Annotated in this window: 23 protein-coding genes and 2 tRNA genes; 14 read left to right on the top strand and 11 right to left on the bottom strand. The window is 42.0% G+C overall.

Annotated elements, in window-relative coordinates; genetic code table 11:
- Positions 1-3: 3 nt before the first annotated feature.
- Positions 4-1,623 (bottom strand): tRNA uridine(34) 5-carboxymethylaminomethyl modification radical SAM/GNAT enzyme Elp3, encoded by a 1,620-nt coding sequence (locus NZ896_01295; GenBank protein MCS7116089.1) that lies wholly within the window; start codon positions 1,621-1,623, stop codon positions 4-6.
- Between the two features lie 110 nt (positions 1,624-1,733).
- A complete protein-coding gene (locus tag NZ896_01290) occupies positions 1,734-3,605 on the bottom strand; it encodes an aldehyde ferredoxin oxidoreductase family protein (GenBank protein MCS7116088.1) in 1,872 nt (623 codons plus the stop codon).
- A 371-nt stretch (positions 3,606-3,976) separates the two neighbouring features.
- On the opposite strand from NZ896_01290, the gene NZ896_01285 reads away from it, so the two are divergent.
- The 4 genes from NZ896_01285 to NZ896_01270 all read left to right on the top strand — a co-directional run bounded on the left by NZ896_01285 (position 3,977) and on the right by NZ896_01270 (position 8,252).
- On the top strand, positions 3,977-5,077 hold the full coding sequence (locus NZ896_01285) for a fructose-1,6-bisphosphatase (protein ID MCS7116087.1): 1,101 nt from the start codon (positions 3,977-3,979) through the stop codon (positions 5,075-5,077).
- Positions 5,078-5,084: 7 nt separating this feature from the next.
- Positions 5,085-5,771 (top strand): triose-phosphate isomerase, encoded by a 687-nt coding sequence (tpiA, locus tag NZ896_01280; protein MCS7116086.1) that lies wholly within the window; start codon positions 5,085-5,087, stop codon positions 5,769-5,771.
- 148 nt (positions 5,772-5,919) lie between these two features.
- A complete protein-coding gene (locus NZ896_01275; protein MCS7116085.1) occupies positions 5,920-6,837 on the top strand; it encodes a branched-chain amino acid transaminase in 918 nt (305 codons plus the stop codon).
- Positions 6,838-7,031: 194 nt separating this feature from the next.
- Complete coding sequence (locus NZ896_01270; GenBank protein ID MCS7116084.1) at positions 7,032-8,252, top strand: bifunctional 5,6,7,8-tetrahydromethanopterin hydro-lyase/3-hexulose-6-phosphate synthase; 1,221 nt, start codon at positions 7,032-7,034, stop codon at positions 8,250-8,252.
- Positions 8,253-8,447: 195 nt separating this feature from the next.
- Here the strand turns inward: NZ896_01270 and NZ896_01265 are convergent.
- Positions 8,448-8,521 (bottom strand) — tRNA-Pro (locus tag NZ896_01265).
- A gap of 221 nt (positions 8,522-8,742) precedes the next feature.
- Between NZ896_01265 and NZ896_01260 the strand changes: the two genes are divergently transcribed.
- The 4 genes from NZ896_01260 to NZ896_01245 all read left to right on the top strand — a co-directional run bounded on the left by NZ896_01260 (position 8,743) and on the right by NZ896_01245 (position 14,548).
- Positions 8,743-9,318 (top strand): phenylalanine--tRNA ligase beta subunit-related protein, encoded by a 576-nt coding sequence (locus NZ896_01260; GenBank protein ID MCS7116083.1) that lies wholly within the window; start codon positions 8,743-8,745, stop codon positions 9,316-9,318.
- A 128-nt stretch (positions 9,319-9,446) separates the two neighbouring features.
- Positions 9,447-11,540, top strand: a complete 2,094-nt coding sequence (locus NZ896_01255; protein ID MCS7116082.1) for a helix-turn-helix domain-containing protein — start codon at positions 9,447-9,449, stop codon at positions 11,538-11,540.
- A gap of 195 nt (positions 11,541-11,735) precedes the next feature.
- Positions 11,736-13,889, top strand: a complete 2,154-nt coding sequence (locus tag NZ896_01250) for a vitamin B12-dependent ribonucleotide reductase (protein ID MCS7116081.1) — start codon at positions 11,736-11,738, stop codon at positions 13,887-13,889.
- A gap of 146 nt (positions 13,890-14,035) precedes the next feature.
- Positions 14,036-14,548 carry a nitroreductase family protein gene (locus tag NZ896_01245; GenBank protein MCS7116080.1) on the top strand — a complete coding sequence of 171 codons (513 nt, stop codon included), beginning with the start codon at positions 14,036-14,038 and terminating at the stop codon, positions 14,546-14,548.
- Positions 14,549-14,564: 16 nt separating this feature from the next.
- On the opposite strand, the gene NZ896_01240 is transcribed toward NZ896_01245, so the two are convergent.
- Both NZ896_01240 and NZ896_01235 read right to left on the bottom strand, forming a co-directional pair.
- Positions 14,565-14,888 carry a hypothetical protein gene (locus NZ896_01240; GenBank protein MCS7116079.1) on the bottom strand — a complete coding sequence of 108 codons (324 nt, stop codon included), beginning with the start codon at positions 14,886-14,888 and terminating at the stop codon, positions 14,565-14,567.
- An 80-nt stretch (positions 14,889-14,968) separates the two neighbouring features.
- Positions 14,969-15,712 carry a hypothetical protein gene (locus tag NZ896_01235; protein MCS7116078.1) on the bottom strand — a complete coding sequence of 248 codons (744 nt, stop codon included), beginning with the start codon at positions 15,710-15,712 and terminating at the stop codon, positions 14,969-14,971.
- Between the two features lie 137 nt (positions 15,713-15,849).
- On the opposite strand from NZ896_01235, the gene NZ896_01230 reads away from it, so the two are divergent.
- Positions 15,850-16,380: a THUMP domain-containing protein gene (locus NZ896_01230; protein ID MCS7116077.1), complete on the top strand. Its 531-nt coding sequence runs from the start codon at positions 15,850-15,852 to the stop codon at positions 16,378-16,380.
- Here NZ896_01230 and cgi121 read toward each other — a convergent pair.
- Genes cgi121 through NZ896_01210 form a run of 4 tightly spaced genes read right to left on the bottom strand, consistent with a single transcriptional unit; the run spans position 16,377 to position 18,316 of the window.
- On the bottom strand, positions 16,377-16,967 hold the full coding sequence (cgi121, locus tag NZ896_01225) for a KEOPS complex subunit Cgi121 (GenBank protein MCS7116076.1): 591 nt from the start codon (positions 16,965-16,967) through the stop codon (positions 16,377-16,379). The two genes, NZ896_01230 and cgi121, sit on opposite strands and share 4 nt — an antisense overlap.
- Positions 16,957-17,280 (bottom strand): MoaD/ThiS family protein, encoded by a 324-nt coding sequence (locus NZ896_01220; GenBank protein MCS7116075.1) that lies wholly within the window; start codon positions 17,278-17,280, stop codon positions 16,957-16,959. The genes cgi121 and NZ896_01220 overlap by 11 nt, the downstream gene beginning before the upstream one ends.
- A gap of 22 nt (positions 17,281-17,302) precedes the next feature.
- Positions 17,303-17,494 (bottom strand): hypothetical protein, encoded by a 192-nt coding sequence (locus tag NZ896_01215; protein ID MCS7116074.1) that lies wholly within the window; start codon positions 17,492-17,494, stop codon positions 17,303-17,305.
- Positions 17,495-17,539: 45 nt separating this feature from the next.
- Positions 17,540-18,316, bottom strand: a complete 777-nt coding sequence (locus tag NZ896_01210; GenBank protein MCS7116073.1) for a TatD family hydrolase — start codon at positions 18,314-18,316, stop codon at positions 17,540-17,542.
- Between the two features lie 145 nt (positions 18,317-18,461).
- Between NZ896_01210 and NZ896_01205 the strand changes: the two genes are divergently transcribed.
- Both NZ896_01205 and NZ896_01200 read left to right on the top strand, forming a co-directional pair.
- Positions 18,462-18,686 carry an NFYB/HAP3 family transcription factor subunit gene (locus NZ896_01205; GenBank protein MCS7116072.1) on the top strand — a complete coding sequence of 75 codons (225 nt, stop codon included), beginning with the start codon at positions 18,462-18,464 and terminating at the stop codon, positions 18,684-18,686.
- Positions 18,687-18,772: 86 nt separating this feature from the next.
- A tRNA-Glu gene (locus tag NZ896_01200) sits at positions 18,773-18,850 on the top strand.
- Positions 18,851-19,068: 218 nt separating this feature from the next.
- Here the strand turns inward: NZ896_01200 and NZ896_01195 are convergent.
- Together NZ896_01195 and NZ896_01190 are read right to left on the bottom strand one after the other, a co-directional pair.
- A complete protein-coding gene (locus NZ896_01195; GenBank protein MCS7116071.1) occupies positions 19,069-20,970 on the bottom strand; it encodes a phosphoenolpyruvate carboxykinase (GTP) in 1,902 nt (633 codons plus the stop codon).
- A 107-nt stretch (positions 20,971-21,077) separates the two neighbouring features.
- Positions 21,078-22,184 carry a DegT/DnrJ/EryC1/StrS family aminotransferase gene (locus tag NZ896_01190; protein ID MCS7116070.1) on the bottom strand — a complete coding sequence of 369 codons (1,107 nt, stop codon included), beginning with the start codon at positions 22,182-22,184 and terminating at the stop codon, positions 21,078-21,080.
- Between the two features lie 233 nt (positions 22,185-22,417).
- On the opposite strand from NZ896_01190, the gene NZ896_01185 reads away from it, so the two are divergent.
- The 3 genes from NZ896_01185 to NZ896_01175 are packed head-to-tail and all read left to right on the top strand — an operon-like array spanning position 22,418 to position 25,659.
- The gene (locus NZ896_01185) at positions 22,418-23,281 is read left to right on the top strand and encodes a sugar phosphate nucleotidyltransferase (GenBank protein MCS7116069.1); all 864 of its coding nucleotides are present in this window, start codon (positions 22,418-22,420) and stop codon (positions 23,279-23,281) included.
- 25 nt (positions 23,282-23,306) lie between these two features.
- Positions 23,307-24,314 carry a GDP-mannose 4,6-dehydratase gene (locus NZ896_01180; protein MCS7116068.1) on the top strand — a complete coding sequence of 336 codons (1,008 nt, stop codon included), beginning with the start codon at positions 23,307-23,309 and terminating at the stop codon, positions 24,312-24,314.
- Positions 24,307-25,659 carry a UDP-glucose/GDP-mannose dehydrogenase family protein gene (locus NZ896_01175; protein MCS7116067.1) on the top strand — a complete coding sequence of 451 codons (1,353 nt, stop codon included), beginning with the start codon at positions 24,307-24,309 and terminating at the stop codon, positions 25,657-25,659. The genes NZ896_01180 and NZ896_01175 overlap by 8 nt, the downstream gene beginning before the upstream one ends.
- Positions 25,660-25,698: the final 39 nt, after the last annotated feature.

Raw genomic sequence — 25,698 nt, 5'->3', positions numbered from 1 at the left:
ATTCTACCCCAATCGCTTTACCATATACGGCCCTTCCAACTCATATCCTAATCTTCGATAATACTCTCTAGTCCCTATAGCGCTTATTACAACCATCTTCTTTGCATCGAACTCTTCTAGAGCGATTCTTTCCGCTTCTTCCATCAACGCCATACCATAACCACGGTGCTGCCAACTCCTTTCATCCTCATCACCCACAGGTACCGATCTACCATAAACGTGCAACTCTCTAATCAAGCACACCTTTTGATCTTTAATTTCTGGTCTATGGGCATAGGGTGATGGGATTCTTAACCTTACAAATCCTATCAGTATATCATTTGATGTATCTTCGTACGATAGAAAGATCTCTAGACCATTCGATGCCTCATAACTTTCACGTAAGAGCTTTACATGATCGAGATTCACCGAATAGCCACGCCTGATCTTCAACCCTACTTCTCTACACCGAATACACTTGCACGATAGACCCCTCCTCGCCATCTCCCTTTGAACGATCTCCCTCAAATTGCCATGCTTTACACCAGCCACAATTTCATGTGATGGTATCTCTCTATTGATCCTCATGATCCTCACCCACCGAGGCACGATCTTCTTCACTTCAATTATCAGATCGATCAACGTATTCAAATCGTAAGGTGAATAGATACCGTCTTTATACCATTCATAGAGTGTCGTACCTTCCAATACTAGAGTTGGATAGATCTTTAACATGTCGGGCTTAAATTCGGGCTCGTTGAACAGTCTGTAAAAGTCTTTAAGATCACTTTCGTAATTAGAGCAAGGTAAGCCTGGCATCATATGTGCACCGATCTTGTAACCAGCATCCTTCGCGATGCGGAACGCTTCTATAACATCCTCTAAACTATGCTTGCGTTGAATCACATTAAGAACTCTTTCATTAAGGGTTTGAACACCTATCTCTACACGTGTACAACCATAACTAAGCATGAGATCCACATGCTTCTCTTTACACCAATCCGGTCTCGTCTCTATCGTTAGACCTACATTTCTTATCTTTGCAGTCTCAGCCCTTTTTATCGCCTCTTCTAACGATGTTGATGTATATTGATTGAGTGCATCATAGCAACCCTTTATAAAGTACATCTGATAATCTGGGGGGAAGCTGAGGAATGTGCCTCCCAGTATGATCAATTCGATCTTACCGATTTTATGGCCTAGATCGGAGAGTTGCTTTAACCTATTTGTAACCTGCTCGTATGGATCATAGTTGTGTTGAGCGGCCCTTATAGATGCGGGCTCCTTGCCCGAATAGCTTTGAGGAGTGCCAAACTTGACACCCCCTGGACAGTAAATGCAAGTACCATGGGGGCAAGGCATAGGTTTGGTCATGACGGCGATCATGGCAATCCCCGATGCGGTCCTTACGGGCTTCACCGTGAGTAGATCTCTGAACCTCTCACGAACCTGAGGAGAGAGTTTGGAGATTATCGAAATATTGTTCGGTATCGATTTTAGACCGTACTTCTTACACACATCTTTTTTTATTCGAATAAATTCTCTAAAGGTGATAAAATCCTTTTTATTTAAGATGGCTACTATATCGGCCAACGCCTGCTCATAAGCATCTGAAACTTGCCTGTACATCCTTGAGCCGACCACTCACCTTTTAGTAATGCTGAACGGTCTATTAATGTTAATATGGTCAATACGGTTTAAAATCCTTCTATATAAAGAGGGAGATGCAGAGTTTGAATATTAAAGATTCGGTATCAATTAGGCCAAATTCCCATATATTCAAAGGTCTTAACAACGTCATCGAGCCCCATCTCTATCAACTTCTCCCTCTTGGGTATGCCTCGCTCATCAAAACCCCTAAGCTCATAGTACCATGAAAGTAATTTATCGTAATCTTCAAGCTTTATACGATGGCCTTTGAAAGGTCCATTTGGTAATGGTTCTTCGAACCACCTTGGAGGTACGTAATCTAACTCTCTACTATAGTATCCTAATTCTCTCACCCAAAAAGCTCGGGTTAAGCAGAATACCCTTTCAGCAGCTTTAAGTATTGTTTCTGTCGTGAATGGATAACCCGTAGCCAATGTCATGAACTTTGAATAATAATCATAAGGAAGGTCCAATTCGACGAATGGGAAACGGCAGACACTCATCATATCGAAGCTACTACGTATATTTTGAAGTTCGATCACTTTAGCTACCTTCTCCTTACTTATACCCAAACGATCATTCTTTACCTCCCATGAGATTATAAAACATCTTTTGTGATGTGCGCCGATGTCACTTGTACCATAGGCTAAAGCCATTCCGGGCGCGGCTCGAGATTCGTAAGCGCTGATCTCCATACCTTTTACATGCATCGCAAACTTCTCCGACCCCTTCCCGATCTTCTTCGATGCATTTCTTACACCTTCGGCCAACAAATCACCGAAACCGATTCTGTAACCTATCATTTCTAAAAGCTTTATAGCGGCATCTTCATTACCAAATTTTAACTCTAAACCATCTAAATCCGTTTTATCGATCAAACCTCTTTCATAACACTCCATAGCGAATGAAATAACCGAGCCTGCAGAGATCGTATCCATGCCAAGATCATCACAAATATAATTCATCTTAAGAACGGGCTCCAGAGGTGCTATACCACACCCTGAGCCGAGCATGGCTACATTTTCATAATCGGGTACAACTTCTAAGCCAGCGTATCGACCTTCATTCACCCGGGTGATATGTCCACAGGCCATTACACAACCAAAGCACGAACTCACACCTACTTTCAACTCCTCCATTCTATTGCCATCGATCTCGTTCGCACGTTCGAACATGCTCTCTTTCATATTTCTTGTTGGTAGGCAAGAGTTTTCATTCGACCAATCTATGGTGAACATCGTCCCTTGCCTCATCCACATATCGTACATGGGCGATTTACGTAATTCTTTATGAGCTTCATCTGTGATCTTTCTAAGACCATCGGGATCGGCGACAGGGATTTCTTTAGAGCCAGAGATACAAAGTGCTTTAATATTCTTACTACCCATTACAGCACCAATACCAGATCTGCCAGCAGCCCTGCCAGATTCGGCCATGAGCGAGGCGAACCTTACAAGCCGCTCACCAGCCGGTCCGATTATTAAATTCAAATTACTTTTACCATGGTCTTTACGTAGAATTTTATCTGTTTCAAAGACGCCTTTACCCCATAGGTGTGAAGCATCTCTTAACTTAACGTCACCATCTTGAATATGAATGTACGTAGGTTTTTCACACCTACCTTTTAGAATCAATACATCCATACCCGCCCTTTTAAACGCAGGATTGTATATAGAACCACAATTACTATCAGCCCAACCACCGGTCAAGGGACTCTTCGTTTCAATATCGAGTTTACCAGAGCATAGTAAAGGCAGGCCAGTCAAAGGACCTGATGAGATAACCAACAGATTGTCTGGACTCAAAGGATCGACTTTAGGAGGGAGCCTATCCCACAGAATCTTTGCACCGAAACCCCTCCCACCAATATAATTCATTGCCAGATCCTTAGGAAGTTCTTCACTATAATACCTACCCTTCGTTAGATCGATGGTCAGAATCCTTCCGACCCATCCACCCTTGATCCATGACGACATTATGCGATAGTGGTTGATTGTGAAGATAAAAGCTTTTCTGATTTTGATTTAGATTTAGCTCGATGCGTAGAATAGATTTATCATTAAAGAGATTTACTACACAATCTTTGTTTGAATGAAGGTAAAGATTTATTAATAAACGAGCAGTAAACTTCGAGGAGGCGCATAAAAATGTCAGAGGAAGAGTTTGAAGAGGAGTTCGAGGAGGAGTTCGAGGAGGAGTTCGAAGAAGAAGGGTGGGAGGAAGAGCTAGAAGAGGAGGAGGAGTTTTAACCCCCTGAACCTCCTAAACGACCCCCTTAGAATTGAAGTAAATGGTACGTAACATAGGGTTTATTTAAGAGTATTGTGAAGTATAGAGGTGAGTGAATATGAAGATAACTTTATCTGTAATTAAAGCCGATGTGGGCAGCCTCGCAGGGCATCACATGGTCCATCCACAACAGATAGAAGAAGCCTCTAGAGAGCTCCAAAAGAGTAAAGATGATGGCCTACTCATCGACTTTTATGTTACAGGTGTAGGTGACGATCTTCAGCTTATAATGACACATACTCAAGGCGTAGATAATCCAAAGATACATGGATTGGCATGGAACGTGTTCACGAAAGTTACTGAAAATGTATCTAAGAAACTCAAGCTGTATGCTGCTGGTCAGGACCTCCTCTCTACAGCGTTCTCGGGAAATCTTAAGGGCATGGGTCCAGGTGTAGCCGAAGGGGAGATCGAAGAGAGGCCCAGTGAGCCCATAGTGATCTTCATGGCAGATAAGACCGAGCCGGGCGCTTGGAACCTACCTTTATACAGAATATTTGCAGACCCGTTCAATACTGCTGGATTGGTCATCGATCAAAACCTCCATGGGGGTTTCACATTTAGAGTGATGGATGTAATGGAGGGAAAGATGATCGATCTTCACACACCCGAGGAGAGTTACGATCTGTTAGCGTTGATAGGCACACCTGGCAGGTATGTGATTCAATCTGTCTATCGAAGGTCAGATGGCTTACTCGCAGCTGTAGCCAGTACAACGAGGCTCTCTTTGATCGCTGGGAGGTATGTGGGTAAAGATGATCCAGTACTCTTCGTAAGAGCTCAACATGGTTTACCAGCGGTAGGTGAAATATTGGAAGGCTTTGCGATGCCCCATTTAGTAGCTGGTTGGATGAGAGGTTCTCACCATGGTCCTTTAATGCCCGTTGGATTAAAGAATGCGAGATGTACACGATTTGATGGTCCTCCAAGAGTTGTAGCCCTTGGCTTTCAATTAAATCAAGGTAAACTCATAGGCCCAGCCGATCTATTTGATGATCCAGCGTTTGATTTATCAAGGTTGATAGCTAATCAGATTGCAGACTTTATGAGAAGACATGGTCCATTCATGCCCGCACGTTTAGGGCCTGAAGAGATGGAGTACACAACACTCCCAACTATACTAAAGAAGTTAGAATCGAGGTTCAAGCATATCCCTTGAAGGCAAATTGACAACACTCCGCACACCACTTTTTTTAATCAACTTTAAGAATTATTCTGAAGTGCTGGGGGAAAGGGCGATAAGACTCGCGAAGAGTGCTGAGTCTGTAGCAAGAGATTTGAATGTTGAGATCGCCATCGCACCACCCATACCGACTTTAGCACTCGTTGCGAAGTCCGTATCTATTCCGATCTTCGCTCAACACGTAGATCCAGAGAAGATGGGAAGTACCACGGGTGCGATTGTACCCGAAGTCGTAAAGTCGATAGGTTGCATAGGTTCATTGATCAACCATAGTGAAAAAAGAATTCCACCATCGAGGATCCAAGAGACTGTAAAGCGACTTAAGGATCTTGGAATGTACTCGATGGTTTGTGCGAGAACGCCAGAAGAAGTTGCTCTATTTACAAGTTACGATCCAGAGTTTGTAGCTATCGAGCCTCCCGAATTGATTGGAAGTGGTATAGCGGTCTCCAAAGCCCGGCCAGAAGTTATAACGGAGTCTGTAGAGATTGCAATGAAAGTAAATAAGAATGTGAAGATCGTCTGTGGTGCAGGGATCGTTGCCAAAGAGGATGTAGATGCCGCACTCCGATTGGGCTCTAGAGGAATACTCGTAGCGAGCGGTATCATCAAATCTTCAAATTGGGAGGAGAAGATTAGAGAATTAGCTGAGCCTTTGACTCGATTTTAGTCACAATCCTTTAACGAGTTTTATAGTCTTATATGCATAAAGAGCTAAAATCTAACTTAAATTAAACGAGCTTTTCAGCTCTTCTTTTGATAATGTTTAATAATTTCAAAGATAAATATTAAACATATTTTGCGGGCAGGGATTCTGTTTGGAGAAGACTGAAAAGATCTGGTTAAATGGAAGGTTTGTGGATTGGGAGGATGCGAAGATACACGTGCTAACACATAGCCTTCATTATGGTGTAGCGGTCTTCGAAGGGTTAAGATGTTACAAGACCGAGAAGGGGCCAGCTCTATTTAGAGGCAAGGATCATATCAGGAGGCTCTTCGATAGTGCTAAGATCTACATGATGAAGATACCATATTCGCAGGATGAAATTCTTCAGGCCGTTAAAGATACGATTCGTATCAATAAAGTAGTTGAGTGCTATGTAAGGCCGATCGTCTATTACGGTTATGGGGAGATGGGCTTAAACCCCTCAAAGAACCCGATCGATGTAGCGATCGCTGCATGGCCGTGGGGTGCTTATCTAGGAGAAGAGGGGTTGATCAATGGTATAAGGTGTAAGATCTCAAGTTGGAGGCGTATCGACGGAAGGATTATGCCATCTAAAGCTAAGATATCTGGAAATTACGCTAATTCTATATTGGCAAAGCTCGAAGCATTAAAGTGCGGGTATGATGAAGCTATCATGTTGAATTTGAATGGTACCGTAGCTGAAGGGAGTGGTGAGAACATATTTATCGTTAAAGATGGTATTTTGATGACCCCGCCACTCGATTCAGGCGCCCTTCCGGGTATTACACGCGATTCCGTAATGAAGTTGGCTAGAGATATGAATCTATGCGTAATCGAGAAGGATATCACCCGAGAAGATCTATTTTTGGCGGATGAAGTATTCTTTACGGGTACCGCAGCCGAAATCACTCCCATTAGAGAGATTGATAATGTAACCATCGGAAGGGGCACTCGTGGCCCGATAACTGAAGCACTTCAAAAGAAATTTTATGAGGTTGTAAGAGGAAAGGATCCCAAATATTATGCATGGCTCGATTTCATAGATTGATGATATCGATACAAATCGATATAAATCGATAGATATCATCGGGTAGGATGAATGTATCTTCAGCTTATCGGTAAATGATGGTAGAGTTATAATCTTATTCGAGAATTAAAATTCGTAGTGAGCGATAAGGAATAACAAATAACATTAACAATACTTAAATGTGTGAAATTACTAAAGTGTGTGGGTAATAGGAATTGGTTAACGAATTGTACGTTGGGGAGGCTCTGATAGGATCGGGGGATGAGGTAGCCCATATAGATCTCATTATAGGTGATAAAAGGGGGCCTGCTGGAATTGCCTTTGCGAATGCCTTCTCCAATATTTCTATGGGCCATACTCCATTGTTAGCGGTAATTCGGCCGAATCTCCCACCAAAACCTTCGACATTGATCGTTCCTAAGGTGACGATCAAGAGTTTAGAGGATGCGAATAAGATCTTCGGCCCGGCGCAGATGGCCGTAGCGAGGGCCGTTGCCGATGCGGTTGAAGAGGGGATAATACCGAGGGATAAATGTGAAGACTGGGTAGTTATAGCATCGGTATTCATCCATCCTCAGGCAAAGGACTTTAGAAAGATCTATCAATATAATTATGGTGCGACGAAGACCGCATTAAGAAGGGCTCTTTCACATTACCCACCCGTAGAAAAGGTACTTAAAGAGAAGGATAGAGCGGTTCACCCGATAATGGGCTTTAGAGTCCAGAGGTTATGGAACCCCCCTTACCTTCAAGTCGCTCTAGATCTTGATTCATTCGAAGAGGCTGCGAATATTATCAATGCGCTTCCGATTAGAGAAAGGATACTACTTGAAGCTGGTACACCCTTGATTAAAAAGTACGGTGTCGGAGTTATTGAGAAGATTAGAGAAATAAGAAGGGACGCTTTTATAATCGCCGATCTTAAAACGATAGATGTTGGAAGGCTTGAGGTTAAAGAGGCGGCCGATGCGACCGCAGATGCCGTATGTATCTTAGGAGTCGCATCGAATGAAACTATAGAGAGGGCGATCCTTGAGGCCCAAAAGCAAGGTATCTACTCAATCCTCGATATGATGAATGTCGATGACCCTATAGTTAAACTTCGTTCCTTAAGGATAAAGCCCGATGTAGTTCTTTTGCATAGAAGTGTAGATGTTGAGGCAACGGCAAGAGAGGAGGGAAGGCCATTAGAGACCAGATGGGGCAATATATCAGAGGTTAAAAAGATTGTAAAGATGGTAGCCGTCGCTGGAGGGATTACTCCTGAAGTTTCGAGAGAGGCTTTAAGTAGTGGTGCAGATATCATCGTAGTCGGTAGATATATTATAAGGAGTAAGGAGCCGAGAAGGGCGGCCGAAGATTTCTTACAATATATGCCAGCAGATGCCGATACTATGAGGTTAATACTCGATGAAGACGAAGTCGTCGGAGAATAATAATATTTTCATCACATCTTTTTCTCAACCTCCACCTCCTCTCTTAATTTGATCATTACGCATAATAGTTAATAGTTAGAATAAAAGCCCAAACGTATTTCCCGTATTTGATAACATATTCGATGATTTAAGCCCCTAAAAAGCCCCTAAAGCCCTAAAGAGATATTCTTGAGGATCGGCAGCTATGAGGATTGATGGGGCCGGCAGGATTTGAACCCGCGACCTCCAGCGCCCGAGGCTGGCATCATACCATGCTAGACTACGGCCCCATTTGCCCCATAAACATCTGTTCTGTAAAGTGTTAATAATGGTTTTCTTTTGCTAAAGTATGGCGTATTTTTAAAAGTAACCTTCATAAACACTAAGTAGAATAAAAAATAAAAAGCCTTCCAACGCTCTTCTAACTAATATGCGAATCATTCTGGAGCAAGATATTATTTCTAAATTTCCAGACCTTAAGGTCCTAATTCAGCCTATAAGAGGATTAAAGGTGGAGAGATCGAACCCTCAACTCGAAGAGTTTAAGGAACAGGTGTATAAGAGAGTTAAGGAAGAATATACGTTAGAAGGGTTAAAGGATATCAAAATATTCAGACTTTATCGTGATTTCTTTTGGAAGATTGGTATAGATCCTACGAAGATACGCCCAGCTGCGGAAGCGTTGATCAGAAGGATCTTAGGAGGGAAAGGGATTCCTCAGATCAATACCGTCGTAGATACGTACAATTTAGTTTCTATCAACACCGGAATCGCACTGGCAGCCTTCGATATGAGTAAATTGAAAGGGGATTTAAGGATGAGGTTTGCACGCCCGAATGAAAGGTTCCTCGGCATAGGTATGGATCAACCTATGGTCTTGAAAGGCTGTGAAGTAGTAGTGACCGATGAAGATAATCTAATTGCCATATATCCTTATAGAGATGCGGATTTTTCAAAGGTTACCGAAGAGACTAGAGATGTCCTGTTTATGGTGTGTGGTGTTCCAGGTATAGATGAAGAGAAATTGGAGGGTGCGAGAAGGTTAGTATTCGATTATATAAATAAATTTTGTAGACGAGTAGAATGAATAAGATAGCGATACTGGTGGTTTGAATTAAGACTCAATCGGTTCGATCGATGCAACACACGATTTTATTTTTCTCATCCTATAAATTGCTAGAGTTAAATACTAATTGTTTAAAATAGCTTATGAGTATGCAACCATCTTCTAAGAGGGCTAAAGCGATCTACTCCGTTATTGCATCCCCAAATAGGTTAGAGATATTACGTATTTTGAACACGAAAGGTCCTTTAACCTACTCAGAACTTAAGACACTCTCCGGATTTAAATCGAAGAAGGAGTCTGGGAAGTTTGCTTACCATTTAAGAAAGTTGGTCAAACAGATGCTCATTACATTAAATCGGTCGGAGAGGAGATATACCATTACAAATCTTGGGAGGCTCATCCTTAACTTTACCCGACAGATCGAGGAGCGGTCTGCTATAGAAAGTGGGAAGCTTCACGTCAGAACTTCACGCCATACCATGGAAGAATTCAATCCGGATAAAATACTGCAATCTTTAGTAAAAGAGGCTGGTATGCCTGTAGAGTTAGCTGAAAAGATCGCCAGTGAAGCTGAAGCGAGGCTCCACAAATTCCAAACGATGTATCTAACTGCACCGTTGATTAGGGAGTTTGTGAATGCTTTACTCATAGAGCATGGCTATGAAGAATATAGGCATAAATTGACCAGACTCGGGATGCCAGTGTATGATGTTACGGAATTGATAAATAGGGTCAGTAACTCAACCTTGGCCATCGAATCCTTATTCGCCCAGACGGCCCGCTCGGTCTTCTCCGAATATCTGCTACTCACACAGATACCGAGAGATGTGGCAGACGCCCACCTTTCTGGAGATATACACATCTCTAACGTAGGGAGCTGGGCTTTGATGCCAGATACCGTACTGATAGATCTAGCGCATATACATACAAATGGTATAAGCTTGAGAAATAAGCTACTCTCCGCGCCACGCATATCTCAACCGAAAAGTTTCGAAGAAGCGATTTCAGCTTGGATAACACTCTCTACATTGTTAGCAAGAGAAGTATCGAATGAAATCTCATTCGAAAATTTCGTAAGTTACTTAGCAACACATACTTCTGGAATTAAAGAGGAAGAATTGAAGGAGGAATTGAAGAGAAGCTTCTTATTCATTTCATCCGTTGCAAATGATGAATATGATAAGCCCATAATTTCGATTCGGTTGATGGACCGACCGACAGATGAATTAAAGATCGATGATTCACTTTACTACAGAGTGTTAGAAGGGGTCTTCGAAGCTTACAAGGATTACATAGATAGAGTGCCATTACCTAAAGTCAAACTTATTACCATACTTACCAATCCATCGACGGTAGCACCTCTATCAGAATTTATTACATCGATCATCAATGCGGGCGGAAGTTTGGCGGTGAGTACTCAGCCAGAATTCGTCCATACTTACTCAGGGTTAAGAGGTGATATAGTGCTATCGAAAGAAGTTAGCGATACCATCATACTTCATTCACTTTCGATAAACCTTCCTCGGCTTGCCTACGAGTCGAGTTATGATGAGACGTACTTTAGAGCAAAACTTGCACTACTCATACAACTTGTATTAAATGCGTTCGTTACACGAAAAAGATTACTGAATAACATCATCGATAAGGACCTACTCCCCGCCCTAAAGTACAATACTACAACCTCTCGAATGACCATGCCCTTCATCATCAATATGGTGGGATTGGATGAAGCTATTCTTAACTTATCTGAAGAAACGATGACACCTATGGATAAGAGGAAGTTGGAGGAGAAGATATTGAACACTGCCATAGAGGTGGCTAACGATAAAGCGGAGAAGATCGGCGAAAGGGCAGGGGTTTCGATCCTGGTCGATGAAAGTGGGGCAAGGTTTGTTGCACTCGACTCAGAAAGGTACGGAAAGGCTGTATCTGGAATGAAGAGGAAAGAATATTCACAATCACCTAGACTTACAGTATCAAAGTTGTTCGATCAAGAGATGATGAAGGGGCTCGATTTATACTTTAAAAAGTTGAATGGTGGATTCTCGATATCGATCGATGTATTCGAAGAGCTATCATCAGAAAATGTCGAAGAGTTATTACATAGGGGTATGAATCATTTAGCCCACTTTAAGATTGGTAGAGTGACTTCAATATGTACAAATTGTGGTATGAAGAATATGAAAGAATTGGGTAGATGTGAAGGTTGTGGTTCAACGGCTTTACTGAAACTACCTTTCTGATTAAATGATTCGAATTTAATACCAAATGCCATATTTGTAATCTATCAATTACAACCTTCAAGTCAAATTTTTTTGATCAAAAATATCTCACATAGAATGATATTGGATCGATTGAGTTTTTTATTTTGTCAAATATATTTAACTATCGGATGTATCAACCTTAATTAAATAAAGTATAATTGCATAGTGATTGGGATGGAGATCGCCCTCGAAGGCCAATCGAATAAAGCCCAAAGTGTGAAGATCAGCAAGGTTCGAAAACGAGATGGAAGAATCGTGGATTACGATCGAAGTAAGATCGCTCAAGCCATATGGAAGGCTGCAAAAGCGGTCGGTAGTGAAGATAAAATCAGGGCTGAAGATCTAGCGAAGAGGGTTGAAGAAATCCTTGAGAGTAGGTACAGTGGTGGAGGAATACCATCCGTGGAAGAGATTCAAGATATCGTAGAGAGGGTGTTAGTAGAGAGTGGTGATGCAAGGGTGGCAAAAGCTTACATTCTGTATAGAGAGAAGAGGGCGGAGATTAGAAGGGCAAAGGCCCTGTTAGGTGTGGAAGATGACCTTAAACTACCTTTAAATTCGATAATCATACTCGCTGCACGATACTTAAGGAGAGATGCCAATAGACATATTATTGAAACACCTCGACAACTCTTCCGTAGAGTGGCAAAAGCGATAGCCCAACCCGATGAACTTTATGGTGGTGATGTAAGTAAGACTGAAGAGGAGTTTTATGAAATGATGGTGAATTTCGAATTCCTCCCCAATTCTCCAACTTTGATGAACGCTGGTACAGAATTGGGACAGTTATCCGCCTGTTTTGTCCTACCTGTAGGTGACTCAATGGAAGAAATCTTTGATGCTGTTAAGTATACAGCATTGATTCACAAATCTGGTGGAGGTACCGGTTTTTCCTTCTCTCGCTTAAGACCGAAAGGGGATGTTGTAGCAAGTACGGGAGGTGTAGCCTCCGGCCCAGTTTCCTTTATGAGGGTATTTGATGCAGCGACGGAAGTGATCAAGCAGGGTGGTAAGAGGAGGGGTGCGAATATGGGAATCTTGAGAGTGGACCATCCAGATATATTAGAGTTTATCGTTGCAAAGGAGAAGGAGGGTGTGTTGAGAAACTTTAACATCTCTGTAGCGATCACCGACCGCTTCATGGATGCTGTGATGAATGATGAAGAATACGATCTCATCAACCCAAGAAACGGGCAGGTGGCGGGAAGGTTGAAGGCGAGGGTCGTATGGAACCTGCTCATTACGATGGCTTGGAAGAATGGTGAGCCTGGAGTAATATTTATCGATAGGATCAATCAACACGATCCTTTAAAACATATTGGGGTGATAGAAGCGACGAATCCTTGTGGGGAGCAACCATTACTCCCCTATGAATCTTGTAATTTAGGGAGTATCAACCTTTCTAAGATGGTGAAAGATGGGGAGATCGATTGGAATAGATTGAGGACGATTGTAAGAAGGGCCGTGCACTTTTTGGATAATGTAATTGATGCGAATCGATACCCAATACCACAGATCGAAAAGATGACGAAGGCGAATCGAAGGATTGGATTGGGCGTCATGGGATTTGCAGATATGCTGATCAAGCTTGGAGTACCGTACGATACGCCACAGGCTTTAAGGATTGCAGAGAGTGTTATGAAATTTATTACCGATGAGGCGGTAAAGATGTCTGTCGAATTGGCTGAAGAAAGAGGAGCATTCCCCAACTTTAAGGGGAGTGAATGGGAGAAGAATGGGTTTAAAGGGATTAGAAATGCTACATTGACCACTATTGCACCGACGGGAACGATCAGTGAGATAGCGGGTTGTTCAGGAGGTATCGAGCCTCTCTATGCTGTGGCTTATGTGAGGAATGTGGCTGAAAGTCTAGGAGAGAAGTTGATAGTCATCAACCCGATATTTGAAGAAATCGCGATCAGGGAAGGGTTCTACGATGAGCAGATTATAAGAAAGATCGCTCGAACGACCTCGATTCAACATATTGAAGAGATACCCGAGAAGGTTCGAAGAATATTCGTAACTGCCCACGATATCTCGCCAGAGTGGCATGTAAGGATGCAGGCTGCTTTTCAAAAGTATACACATAGTGCAGTTTCAAAGACGGTAAACTTTCCAAATCATGCCACACCTTACGATATCGAACGGGCATTCTTATTAGCGTACAGATTGGGTTGTAAAGGCATTACCGTATATAGAGATGGGAGTAGAAGGGTACAAGTATTGGAAACTTTAGAGCGAAGGTCAGATGTCGAGAAGGGTTTAAAATCACTCGAAGATTACGATATATTGACTTCTAGCATGGGATGTCCAAACTGCAACATTTAGTATTATTAGTATTTGAGAATAAAAGTTGCAAAGAAATTGTTATTTACTCACAGCACCAAAAGATTTTAAAATATTGATCCTTTATCCGATCGATAAATTTCCCTAATTCAAAAATAATATATATGCCAATATAGTGAAAACCATCTATGAACGTCCTTGATGTAATCAGGATGAGGAGGAGTATAAGGAGGTATAAGCCCGATCCGGTCGAAAGAGAGAAGTTAGTATCTGTGTTAGAAGCTGCACGATTGGCACCTTCAGCCAGAAATATGCAACCTTGGCACTTTATAGTAGTAACCAAACCTGAAGTTAAAGAGAAGTTGAGAATGGCTTATAATAGAGAATGGTTCATCAAAGCACCAGTAATTATAGTCGCATGTGCAGACCCATCAAGAGCCTGGGTGAGGGCTGATGGTGAGGAGTACTGGAAGGTGGATGTTGCGATAGCTTTACAAAATCTTGTACTCAAAGCGACCGAAGAGGGTTTAGGCACATGTTGGATCGCGGCCTTCGATGAAAAGGCAGTTAAAGAGGTATTGAATATTCCACCTCACATTAGAGTTGTAGCTATGACACCACTAGGGTATCCCGATGAGGCAAGAGGCCCTGTGACAGATAGGAAGAGTTTAGAAGAGATCGTCCATTATGAGAGTTGGTAATCAACACTCCCTATTTCTAAACCCCTTCTCTTTCTACCTTAGAAATTTCTAAATACACCTTATCACCCACCTTCAACCCCGATTCTTCATACTCTCTCATATCGAGCTTAATCACCGTCACTACCCCGCCCATAGCCTGTCTCGATAGTCCGGCGATGGCTCTTTGTAGATTCTTCATCAGATCTTCTATCGATGTGAAACCGATCGCAACCTGGCCGAAGCGTGGTGGTTGTGTACTCGTTAAGTCTCTGGGATCGGTAAGAGAGACGAGAACGTATGGTCCTCCATCGGGCGCGGCCGAAATTTCGGTCACTATGTATTCTTTCTTTACTGTACCCATACAATCATCATAGCGAATGATACCTTAATCAACTTTACTAATCATATCAGATGTCAAATCTCTAAAACTAAGCTTTAAAGTTACTCCATGCCCTTCAGTAAAGCCTTCACATTCTTACCTAAAACCTGGAGGTTGTATCCACCCTCCAGGATTGCGAACCTTCTACCTTTACACTCCTTCTCCGCATATAACTTTATCAACCTACCGATCTCTTCGTAATCCTCGGTCCTCCACATACCGCCCCAATCATCGATATGCCGATCGAAGCCAGCCGACACAGCAATAATATCATAACCCCTTTTACCATTCAGATAATCCGATAGAGCTCTTATACTATCATCATATGCGAGGTGGAAATATGAAACTGTTGGTACATCTTTGAATATGTTGGCGGTTCCATCACCGTAATGTAGATCGATATCGATGATCAAAGCACTATTTATCATTCGCCTTCTCCTTAACCATTCGATTGCTATTGCAATGTTGTTAAAGTAACAAAAGCCCCACGCAGAATCTCTACTTGCATGATGGCCCGGTGGACGGATCAGGGCGAACGAGGGCTCTCCCATAAATGCGAGTTCAGCCGCCTTGATGGCTCCACCAACAGCAAGGATTGCAATTTCATAAGCTAGGCCGAGAACTTTAACATTCTTAATATGCTCATCACTGTGAACCAATCTTAGATCCTCTTCTGTTGCTGGGTCGGGCTTGATGAATTCGAAGATTCCTTTTAACTCATTATATATGCTCTCGATCCTTCCGGGCTGTGCGGCCGGATCGCTGGAGTATACCTTACAATAATCTTCATGATAGACGATCTTCATACCAAAAATAGTATAAAAAATTCTAACTAAAAAATAAATATAGATAGAAAGTAAGAATGATATACATCTTAACCTCTTTACTCTAAGGTAAGAGGGAAGTTTTATAAAATAAAAGAGCATTATTTAAGGTGGTTCCATTGATCCCCTCTAAATTCAACCTCTTAGTTACAACCTATAGAAGGGCGGAGCATGAGGCAGGGGCGGAGCTCTTCTCCTTATTAGTTGAGTTGGGAGATAAATCTCCAAAGATAGAGCTGACGGGCATATCTGGCCTTCTCGCTGTAGAAACATCCATTCCCGCAGATCGTGTAATCGAAGAAGTTCGAAGGATCATAGAATCTGAACCTTGGAGAATTCGATACCTGCTTCGGCTCATCCCCATAGAGTATGTAGTCGATACCGATCTCTCAGCCATTAAGAGGGCGGTCGAGCAGATGGTAGATAGAATAAAGGATAATGAAAGTTTTCGCGTAACTGTGGAGAAGAGGCATACAAACTTATCTAGTAAAGATATCATCGATGCGGTCGCATCCGTAGTTCATAGATCGGTGAATTTGGAAAACCCCGATTGGATAGTCTTGGTTGAAGTGGTCGATGGTAAGACTGGTCTATCGATCATAAAGCCTCATCAAATACTCAGTGTGACATCGATGAAAAGAGGGGTTTAATCGCCGATAGCTAATAATAACGCAGCCCTCTCAGCCAACAGTAAAGCCAATTTATCAGCCCCTCCAACCGTCGCTCGAATCAGATCATCGCTAATATGATACACTTCTTTGATAAATTGAGCTTTATTCTCCGTTAACTCCAATGGCTCATCGGATACATTACCTATTCTCTTAGCTAGATTATAGAAACGATCGATCGAATCTCTCTTACCAATACCTATGAGTGCAACATCCATTACACCAGATTTAATACCGATTTTTTCTAATGCATCCTTAATCTGAAGGTCACAGGCCAATCTAACGATCAGATCCATATCTCTCCTATCTGTGTAAGTGATTCCACGTTTCCAAGCCTCGAACGATTGTTTGATGATCAACTCTAAATGTTTTTGGCCAGCGACGAACCTCGCATCTACCACTTGTAGTAGAAGATCGGGTAGGCTTTCTCTTAACATCTTTATAAACTCGCGTGGTTCATGAATCTTAACACCTTTAATCCCGATAAATAGTCCAATCGTATCATCCTCCAATTCGACCATATGGACTTCATCATTCATAAATGCCTCCAATGATAACTTATCCTCCATGAATGACGGGTATTAATACGATATCATCATCATCTTTAAGATTCGTATTCAATCCTTGAAGGGCCGATACTTCAGTACCATTCACGATGATCAACGTATTTGAAAGTTGTAGATTTACCCTCTTATCTCCAACCATCTTTAAAGAGTTTAGAAGGTCAGATACGGTCTTAACATTCTCGATTTCAACTTCACTCTTCCCTAAGATCGCCCTTAGACTCCCAAGAAGTTTTATCTTTACCATCGTCATCACGATAGGTTTGAATTTCAGATGATCTAAATTCTGAAATCTACCATTAAAGATTTTCTTCGTCACTTTTCGTTACTTTTCGTTACTTTTAAGATTTTTCAGCCTCGGCCTTCTCTCTCCTAATTACACTGGTTATATAGCCAGCCAATTCGTTTCTTAATTGTTTTGAGTTGATGATCGCGACCTTTGATAGAATAAGTTTATTCTTTTCAAAGTCATCGGTAAATAGATTCCTATAGCGAGCTAAGATTTCCATGGAGATTCGTCTGACACGATCCATATATTGCCTTAACACATAAACGAACTACTTTAAATACGTTAAGTCTCAGATTCCCTCTAAAAGGTACCTTTTTGAATTTTCATAGATCATCGAAGCTATAGTTGCATATTCCATCTTTAATATGGATGTTAATGCGAATATCACACTGGGAATGAATGTAGGTAGACCGATCCTACCTTCGAAGCAGGCCTTATACCTCACGGGACCATCACTTTCCACCAGTATGAGCTCCTTTGGTGTATTCTTCGCCAATATTTGGGCCTTTTTGGAGTAGATTAATGAAGGGCCAAAGGAGATAAAGTAGCCACGATCGATCGATCTATTCAGATCCTCTACACCTCCACTAAACCAGTGAAGCAACACACTCTTTAGACTGTACGTTGATAGTATATCGATCACTTCACTCTGAGAATTGCGCGAGTGGACCGAGACGGGCCATCTATACTTTTCTGCTACTTCTAGTAGCGAATTAAAGACTCGTTTCTGTAATTGATAAGAGCCTTCATCGCCTACGTAACCTTTATCGAGACCTATCTCACCGATACCTTTTATTCGATCCCTTTCTCTATTCAAGAAGTCTCGATAATTATCAAGATCAAGATCGGGATCTTCTTTTACCGACCATGGATGGATCCCTACGAACGGTATGACCTTCTCTCCCCACCGATCTGCAAGTTGTAAAGTCCTTTCAGATGTAGCAAGATCTTCACTGACCGCTATCAGAATGATATCCATTTTATCGACCATCTGTTTAAGTACATCGAAGATAGGTTCGTATTCGGGATCCGAAAGGTGAATGTGAGCATCGATGAGCCTTACCAAACGTGTTCAAAAGTATCTATCGTGAAAGGACCGTTTAAAATCTTTACCATCATATCTTTTCTTTAATTTTAATTCTTAAGAAAAAAGCCTGATTTAAGGAATAAAGGTTAAATATTGCCTTTAAGAAAAGAATTCGGGAATTTTTATGTCCGAATCCGAGTTTGGGCTCGCAGCGGTCTATCGCATAATTAAGAAAGCCGGTGCTGAGAGAGTTAGCGATGATGCAGCAGAAGCTTTGAGGAGCGAGTTGGAGGATTTAGGGATTCTCATCGCGAAGCAAGCCGTTGAATTTGCAGCCCATGCAGGTAGAAAGACCGTAAAGGCTGCAGATATCAAGCTCGCAGCGAAGACCTTTCGAAGGAGTAGCTAAACGTTACAATACTTCAACAGAAGCTATATATTACCAACTTAAGTAAATTAATATTTAAGAGGGAGATATCTTCTAATGTGATTCGTGCTCCGGTGGTGTAGTCCGGTCAAGCATATCAGCCTCTCGAGCTGACGACCCGGGTTCAAATCCCGGCCGGAGCACCAACCTTCAATTTTTAAATCATCAGCCTTGTTGCATTATTTTAGCCACTTTTAGTCACTCTTAGTCACTCTTACCTTCCCTTATCTTCACTAAAATCTTCACTAAACCTTCCATACTTTTTACCTCTATACTACTATCTAACTAAGCCCTTTGATAACTCTACGAGTACGATACCTTTAGCGGTTTAGTCAGTTGAGTATTTTAGTAGCCTGATGAATGGCTATCGTTCCTCTAAGTACTCGGGTGAGACGTAATCGCCAAACTCCGCCTGTGCCTTTAATAGACGCTCACGTTGCTGGTTGAGTATTTCAAATAATCGTGATGGTGCATCGGGGACGTTATCTAGGTAGAATTTCTCTACACGCTCAACCTTGGCCAGATTCTCTCGAACACGTATGGTAAATTGCTTGATATAATCCTCTTTTTTATAATCGATACCACGTACTTCACGGAAGAGTCTGCGCAAATCCTCATACTTGGGGATCAAGCCCGTTGGAGATTTTAATGCACCCACATCGTTATGCACACGTAACTCCATCCACTTTACCCACACATGCTTATCCAAGCGATCATTCAAGAATTTTCCCGTCTTCAAATCCCTCAAGAAGTAGTTAACACCAAAGACTAGAGGTACCTTCTTAAGCCTCCTTCCGAACTCTAAATAATTCTTAATGTACTGCCCCAAGGGGATGGAGACAAAATCCTGAATGCTCATTATATTTATCTCATACTTACCTTCCTCTTCGACGATCGCGAAGGTCGTTTCTGTTTCAAGCGCTGCTCCATAGGCGATGATACCATGGTCCCAATCGTAGCCTTGCTGCACAGGTACATAGGCGCGGTAATCACGACCTCCATAGAATATACCACCCAACTCTACACCCAATGGATTATCCAACTCAGGGTCACAGTTCGGCAGTGCCCTAAGAGATACGGTGTAACGGGCGTTTTTATGAGCTGGTAAGATCTTTTCACCATGTTCATCGGTCTTACCCTCGTACCAGTACCCACTGTAGTTTATTCCCTCTTTGGGAAGCTCACAACCCATTCCCAACCACCAGGGTTTCGCATCCTTGATGAGAACGTTGGAGAAGATGATTTCACCAGGGCTGGTGAGTACTTTGTATATAAGAGGATCGTCCTTAGGGTTGACATCTTGTATAATGCCGAAGATGCCGGCTTCAATATTTACAGCACGGCAGATGCCATCGATGTTGCGAACGTAGCTGATATCATCGGCAAGGATCGTTTCGCCGGGAAGCATGGCGGTGGAGGTCTTGCCACAGGCGCTGGGGAATGCACCGGCAAGGTATGTCTTACGACCATTCGGGCCATGTACACCCATTATCATGAAGTGCTCGGCCAGCCAACCTTCACGGTGAGCTTTACGGATCGCCAATCGAAGGGCGAGCTTCTTAAAGCCTACAGAATTGCCAGCGTATTGAGTATTGACACTGTAGACGGTATTCTCTACGTAATCTATGTAAATGCGCTTCTTTTCATGCTCTACACTTATCATCCTTTCATCCAATTTTCCCGCCGAATGTAAGGTCTTGAAGAATTCTGTATCTGGGCTCATCTGGCAGAATGTCTGATAACCTTTTCTATAGAGGAGGTCTACACTGTGGGCTACGTACCAAGAGTCTGTACATTCCATACAAGGGATGGTAAAGACAGAGTTGGCCGGCCCCAATGTAAGGAAACGGACGATCATCGTACGGCCCTTCATCGAATCCTTCAATAAGCTCTTTATTTCAGCGAGCCCCACATCTCGATCGATCTGATTAAGGGCTTTGCTCAAAGAATCGCCCTTAGGTACGAGGAACTTTGTGACGGCACGATCTCGGCCTTGATCGTAAAGACCATCGAAGTGGAAGGTATGGCCCGGAATGGCTAAAGCGGCGCTCTCTTCACCACTTACGATGGCCATATTCTTTATGTAAGCGACTTCATCGGGAGTGTCACTACAGATAAAAACCCTTGTCGGATTACAGAGCTCGACAGATTCGCTGATGAATCGATGGACTTTAGGATTTGGTATTGCGGAGAGTTTTTTATAATCGAGGTCGCTGAGCTTTGAGCGTAACGATTCAAGATAGGACGATGCAAGATATGTAGACATATCGGATAATATTAGGAGTTCTTATCTTATATATATTATGTCGGGTCACTATTGATCGATATTTATTGTAATTAGTGTTGTAAATATTAAGGTGGAATTTCGATCCTTCATCGATTTTCGATGAAGAATCCCCTTACATTTTCGATGATGTAATCGATATCATCATCCTTCAAATTTGGGTGTATCGGTAGTGATAAAACGGTCTTCGTAACCTCTTCTGTGAATGGTAACTTATAACTCGGTAGTTGAAGAGAAGTATAGAATGGTTGATGGTGTACTGGTAAGCGGTAATGGATACCGGTCTCGATGTATCTAGCATTGAGCCATTCCCTCAATCTATCTCTATTGTTGCAACGAATAGCATAGATATGATATACATGGTAGGCCCAGGGGGCTTCGATGGGTGTAATTAAACCATTTATACCTTCAAATCCTTTCGAATATCTTCGTGCAATCCTTCTCCTTATTTCATTCATATTCTTAAGCTTCATCAGTTGAATTCTCCCTATGGCAGCGTGAATTTCGCTCATGCGGTAATTATAACCCAATTTTACAAATGTATCTTTATCGCTACGACCATGATTCGCCAGCATTCGAATATCTCTCTCTAAATCCTCATCATCAGTTACAACCATACCACCTTCGCCCCCAACCATCATATTCTTTGATGGATAGAAGCTGAAGCAACCGATATGCCCCAATCCACCCACCTTCTTACCTTTATACTCAGCTCCATGAGCCTGGGCTGCATCCTCAATCACGTATAAACCATGCTTTTCTGCGATCTCCATGATTGGATCGAGATCCACAGGATGTCCATATAGATGGACGGGTATGATCGCTTTAGTCTTATTCGTAATGGCCTTCTCTACTTCATTGGGATCCATCGTATAAAATTTAGGATCTATATCTACCAAAACCGGTTTAGCACCACACGCTATAATCATGGAGACTGTCGAGACGAATGTATGAGAAACTGTAATTACTTCGTCACCTTCTTTCACACCACAAGCTAAGAGTGCGAGATGTAATGCAGCGGTACCAGAAGATACAGCTACTGCATACTTTATACCAAGAAAGTTCGCAAATTCTCTCTCAAAATATCTATTCTGCTCACCCATCACGAAACGACCGCTTGAGAGGACTTTGAAAATGGCTTCTTTCTCTTCATCAGAGATCATCGGTTCTGCGAGTTTGATCTTAAACTTTACCATAGTAGCTCTTCACTCATATCGATTAAAGATTATTAAAAGTTTATGGGATTTCGTTGTAGATTGGTAAGATGTGAAGAAATCGATATAATCTCATGGGAGCGTCTTTTTATTCAATTTCAAGGCGATCGTTTAAACGCTTACGATTTTAAAATAAAGGAAGAGTAACCAAATAATTACGTAGACAAAATTTATCAAATAGAAGAATTAATTCCATAATTCAGTGTGGATCATAGATGCTGAAGATTAGGAAGGCCGTCTTGACCTCCGCAGGATTGGGCAGTAGGTTAATCCCAGCTACTAAGGAACTCCCGAAAGAAATGTTACCGATCTTCTGTAAAGGTAAAAAGGGGCATCTTTGTGTTAAGCCACTCTTACAGATGATCTTTGAACAGCTTTATAGTAATGGGGTTAGAGAGTTCTGCTTCATCGTTGGTAGAGGGAAGAGGTCCATTGAAGACCATTTTACACCAGATTGGAAGTTCGTTAAAGATTTGAATGAGAAAGGTAAGGATATTTTGGCTGAAGAATTGCAAGAGTTCTATAAGATGGTTGAGAATTCTACGATCGTTTGGGTGAATCAACCCGAGCCTAAAGGGTTTGGACATGCAGTACTTTTGGCGAAATCATTCGTAGATGATGAAACTTTCATCGTATCTGCTGGAGATACCTATATCGTTTCTCAAGAAGATTCACATATAAGAAGGCTTATAGATGGATATTCAAAGAGTAAAGCGAAAGCAACACTCCTGCTTCAACGGATTACACAACCAAGAATGTACGGTGTAGCTATTGTTAATGAAGGATCAGAAGTGCTTAAAGTGGAAAGGGTCGTTGAAAAGCCTCAGATACCTCCTTCAGACTGGGCCATAATGCCCCTCTACATCTTTGATCCCATAATAATGGATGCCATATCGAGAGTTAAGCCTGGAGTGGGTGGTGAAATTCAACTTACAGATGCCATACAACTCCTTATAGATGGGGAAGAAGGTGTTACAGCGGTAACTTTAAATGAAGATGAGATCAGGCTCGATATAGGTACTCCTGAAACATACTGGGAAGCCCTGAAGACCTCTTACAACCTTTGGAAATGTGTGTAAATGATACAAGATGAGGTGTGAATTTTTGCAGAACTATCAATCGTTGATCGAGGGTTTAAAGGTCGATAGAGCGTGGTTCAAGGATATTAAGATCCTAGTTACGGGCGGTGCAGGATTTATAGGTAGTTGGTTGTGTGAGGTTTTGGTCGGTTTCGATTCTTATGTTACATGCTTAGATAATTTCTCAACTGGTAGGATGGAGAATATACAGCACCTCTTAACGAAAGGAAACTTTAGGTTGATAAATTCAGATGTAGTGAGTGCAGATCTGAGCGGTAAATACGATATAGTCGTTCACGGTGCGAGTATACCGAATCCAGACGATTATATAAGAAGGCCCATCGAAGCGATGCTCCCCAACAGTTTAGGTCTACAAAGAATTTTGGAGAGGGCAAGGATCGATGATTCGATAGTCTTGTACCTCTCATCTTCAGAGGTTTACGGAGATGCTGAGTTGGTACCTACACCAGAAACATATCAAGGTAAGGTGAGTCTGTTGGGTGAAAGGAGTTATTATGATGAATCCAAGAGGTTTGGAGAGGTGCTCTGTAGGGCGTATATATCGGAGTATGGGTTGGATATTAGGATTGCAAGATTATTTAATACCTATGGACCGAGGATGGATCCCGAAATGAAGTATGCACGTGTAATACCTAGGTTCATCATGCAGGCCTTAAAGCATGAACCGATCACAGTGCATGGCGATGGTGAGCAGACCAGAAGCTTCCTTTACATTACGGATGCGATCTGTGCACTCCTGAAGATGATCGAGTCTAAGGATGCTAAGAGAGAAGTTATGAATTTAGGGAGTGAAGAAGAAGTTAAGATCATCGATCTAGCGAGGATGATTAAGAGGATGACCGGTTCGAAGTCGCCTATAATTCATAAGGATGCAAGAAAGGACGATCCGAGGAGGCGATGTCCAGATATAAGGAAGGCCAAGAGTTTGCTAAAATGGGAACCTAGGGTAAGTTTGGAGGATGGTTTAATAAAGATGATCGAGTGGTTTAAGGGTAGAGTGCAACATGTATGAATCAAAAGTTAGAGTGTCTATCTTTGGACTGGGTTACGTCGGTTTAGCGACGGCTGTGTGTTTGGCCAGTAGAGGCTTTCCAGTAATCGGTGTGGATATAGATCTGAAGAAGGTTTCAGCCATAAATAACGGTGAATGCTACATCTATGAGCCAGGTATCGAAGAGCTGATAAAAGAAGTACGTGAAAAGGGTCTTTTAAAGGCCACATCTAACCCTACCGAATCTATATTGAATACAGATTTTACATTCATAACCGTTAGCACACCAACGAATCCGAATGGGAGCGTAGATCTTACAGCGGTAGAGTATGCAACCAAGAGTATAGCAACTTCGTTGAAGGGTAAGAAGGGTTACCATTTGGTAGTGGTTAAGAGCACCGTACCTCCGGGCACTACTGAAGGTCTAGTAAAGAAGATATTGGAAGAGTTCTCAGAGAAGAGAGTGGGCATCGATTTAGGCCTCTGTGCCAATCCTGAATTTTTAAGAGAGGGAAGGGCTATTGAAGATACCTTTAAACCAGATCGCATAGTGATAGGGGAGTGTGATAAAAGGGCTGGAGATGTATTAGAGAGGTTTTATAAAGAATTCTATGGAGATGATATGCCCCCTCTACTGAGGACGAATGCTGTGAATGCTGAATTGATAAAGTATGTGAATAATGCATTTTTGGCTATGAAGGTAAGTTTTATCAATATGGTTGCAGACCTTTGCCAGAAGATAGATGGTGCAGATGTAGATATAGTAGCAAAGGGAATAGGTCTTGATAAGAGGATTGGGAGTTTGTTTCTCAAGGCTGGTGCTGGCTGGGGAGGTTCTTGTTTACCAAAGGATCTTGAGGCATTAAAGAATTTGTATAGTAAGTATGGGGAAAGGGCACCTCTGATCGATGCGACTATAGAAGTGAATGATCATCGACCTAACAAGTTAATAGAATTGGCTGAAAGGATCACTGGGGGTTTAAATAAGAAGAGAGTCGCCATACTCGGTCTTTCATTTAAGCCTGATACCGATGATATGAGAAATGCTGTTTCAATAAAAATCATTAACACTTTAATTAATAAAGGGGCGATAGTTACTGTTTTTGATCCAAAAGCTATGGATAATGCGAGAAGGATATTTGGTGAAAGGGTAAATTATTCTAAAGATGTTATAGATTGTATAAAAGGTGCTGAATGCGCGATATTGGTTACAGAGTGGAGTGAATTTGCAAAACTTAAGCCTGAAGATTTCATCAAATATATGAAGGATCCTTGCATAGTTGATGGTAGGAGAGTATTTGATCCAAAAGAGTTTCTTAAGAAGACGAAGTTTGCAACGATAGGTCTGAAGATTGATGGATTATAATAGAGGTTTATAAAATATTTGAATTCTTTTTAAAAGGTA

Source organism: Nitrososphaerales archaeon, from assembly GCA_025058425.1.
Lineage (GTDB): Archaea > Thermoproteota > Nitrososphaeria > Nitrososphaerales > JANXEG01 > JANXEG01.
This window is presented reverse-complemented; position numbering and strand designations above follow the sequence as displayed.

What these genes read in the sequence shown, in the direction of transcription:
- NZ896_01240 (MCS7116079.1), bottom strand. Translation starts at nt 14,888, where the DNA reads ATGGGTACAGTAAAGAAAGAATACATAGTGACCGAAATTTCGGCCGCG.
- NZ896_01245 (MCS7116080.1), top strand. Translation starts at nt 14,036, where the DNA reads ATGAACGTCCTTGATGTAATCAGGATGAGGAGGAGTATAAGGAGGTAT.
- NZ896_01205 (MCS7116072.1), top strand. Translation starts at nt 18,462, where the DNA reads ATGTCCGAATCCGAGTTTGGGCTCGCAGCGGTCTATCGCATAATTAAG.
- NZ896_01250 (MCS7116081.1), top strand. Translation starts at nt 11,736, where the DNA reads ATGGAGATCGCCCTCGAAGGCCAATCGAATAAAGCCCAAAGTGTGAAG.
- NZ896_01255 (MCS7116082.1), top strand. Translation starts at nt 9,447, where the DNA reads ATGCAACCATCTTCTAAGAGGGCTAAAGCGATCTACTCCGTTATTGCA.
- NZ896_01195 (MCS7116071.1), bottom strand. Translation starts at nt 20,970, where the DNA reads ATGTCTACATATCTTGCATCGTCCTATCTTGAATCGTTACGCTCAAAG.
- NZ896_01285 (MCS7116087.1), top strand. Translation starts at nt 3,977, where the DNA reads ATGAAGATAACTTTATCTGTAATTAAAGCCGATGTGGGCAGCCTCGCA.
- NZ896_01175 (MCS7116067.1), top strand. Translation starts at nt 24,307, where the DNA reads ATGTATGAATCAAAAGTTAGAGTGTCTATCTTTGGACTGGGTTACGTC.
- NZ896_01190 (MCS7116070.1), bottom strand. Translation starts at nt 22,184, where the DNA reads ATGGTAAAGTTTAAGATCAAACTCGCAGAACCGATGATCTCTGATGAA.
- NZ896_01215 (MCS7116074.1), bottom strand. Translation starts at nt 17,494, where the DNA reads ATGGATCGTGTCAGACGAATCTCCATGGAAATCTTAGCTCGCTATAGG.
- cgi121 (MCS7116076.1), bottom strand. Translation starts at nt 16,967, where the DNA reads ATGGAGGATAAGTTATCATTGGAGGCATTTATGAATGATGAAGTCCAT.
- NZ896_01235 (MCS7116078.1), bottom strand. Translation starts at nt 15,712, where the DNA reads ATGAAGATCGTCTATCATGAAGATTATTGTAAGGTATACTCCAGCGAT.
- NZ896_01185 (MCS7116069.1), top strand. Translation starts at nt 22,418, where the DNA reads ATGCTGAAGATTAGGAAGGCCGTCTTGACCTCCGCAGGATTGGGCAGT.
- NZ896_01290 (MCS7116088.1), bottom strand. Translation starts at nt 3,605, where the DNA reads ATGTCGTCATGGATCAAGGGTGGATGGGTCGGAAGGATTCTGACCATC.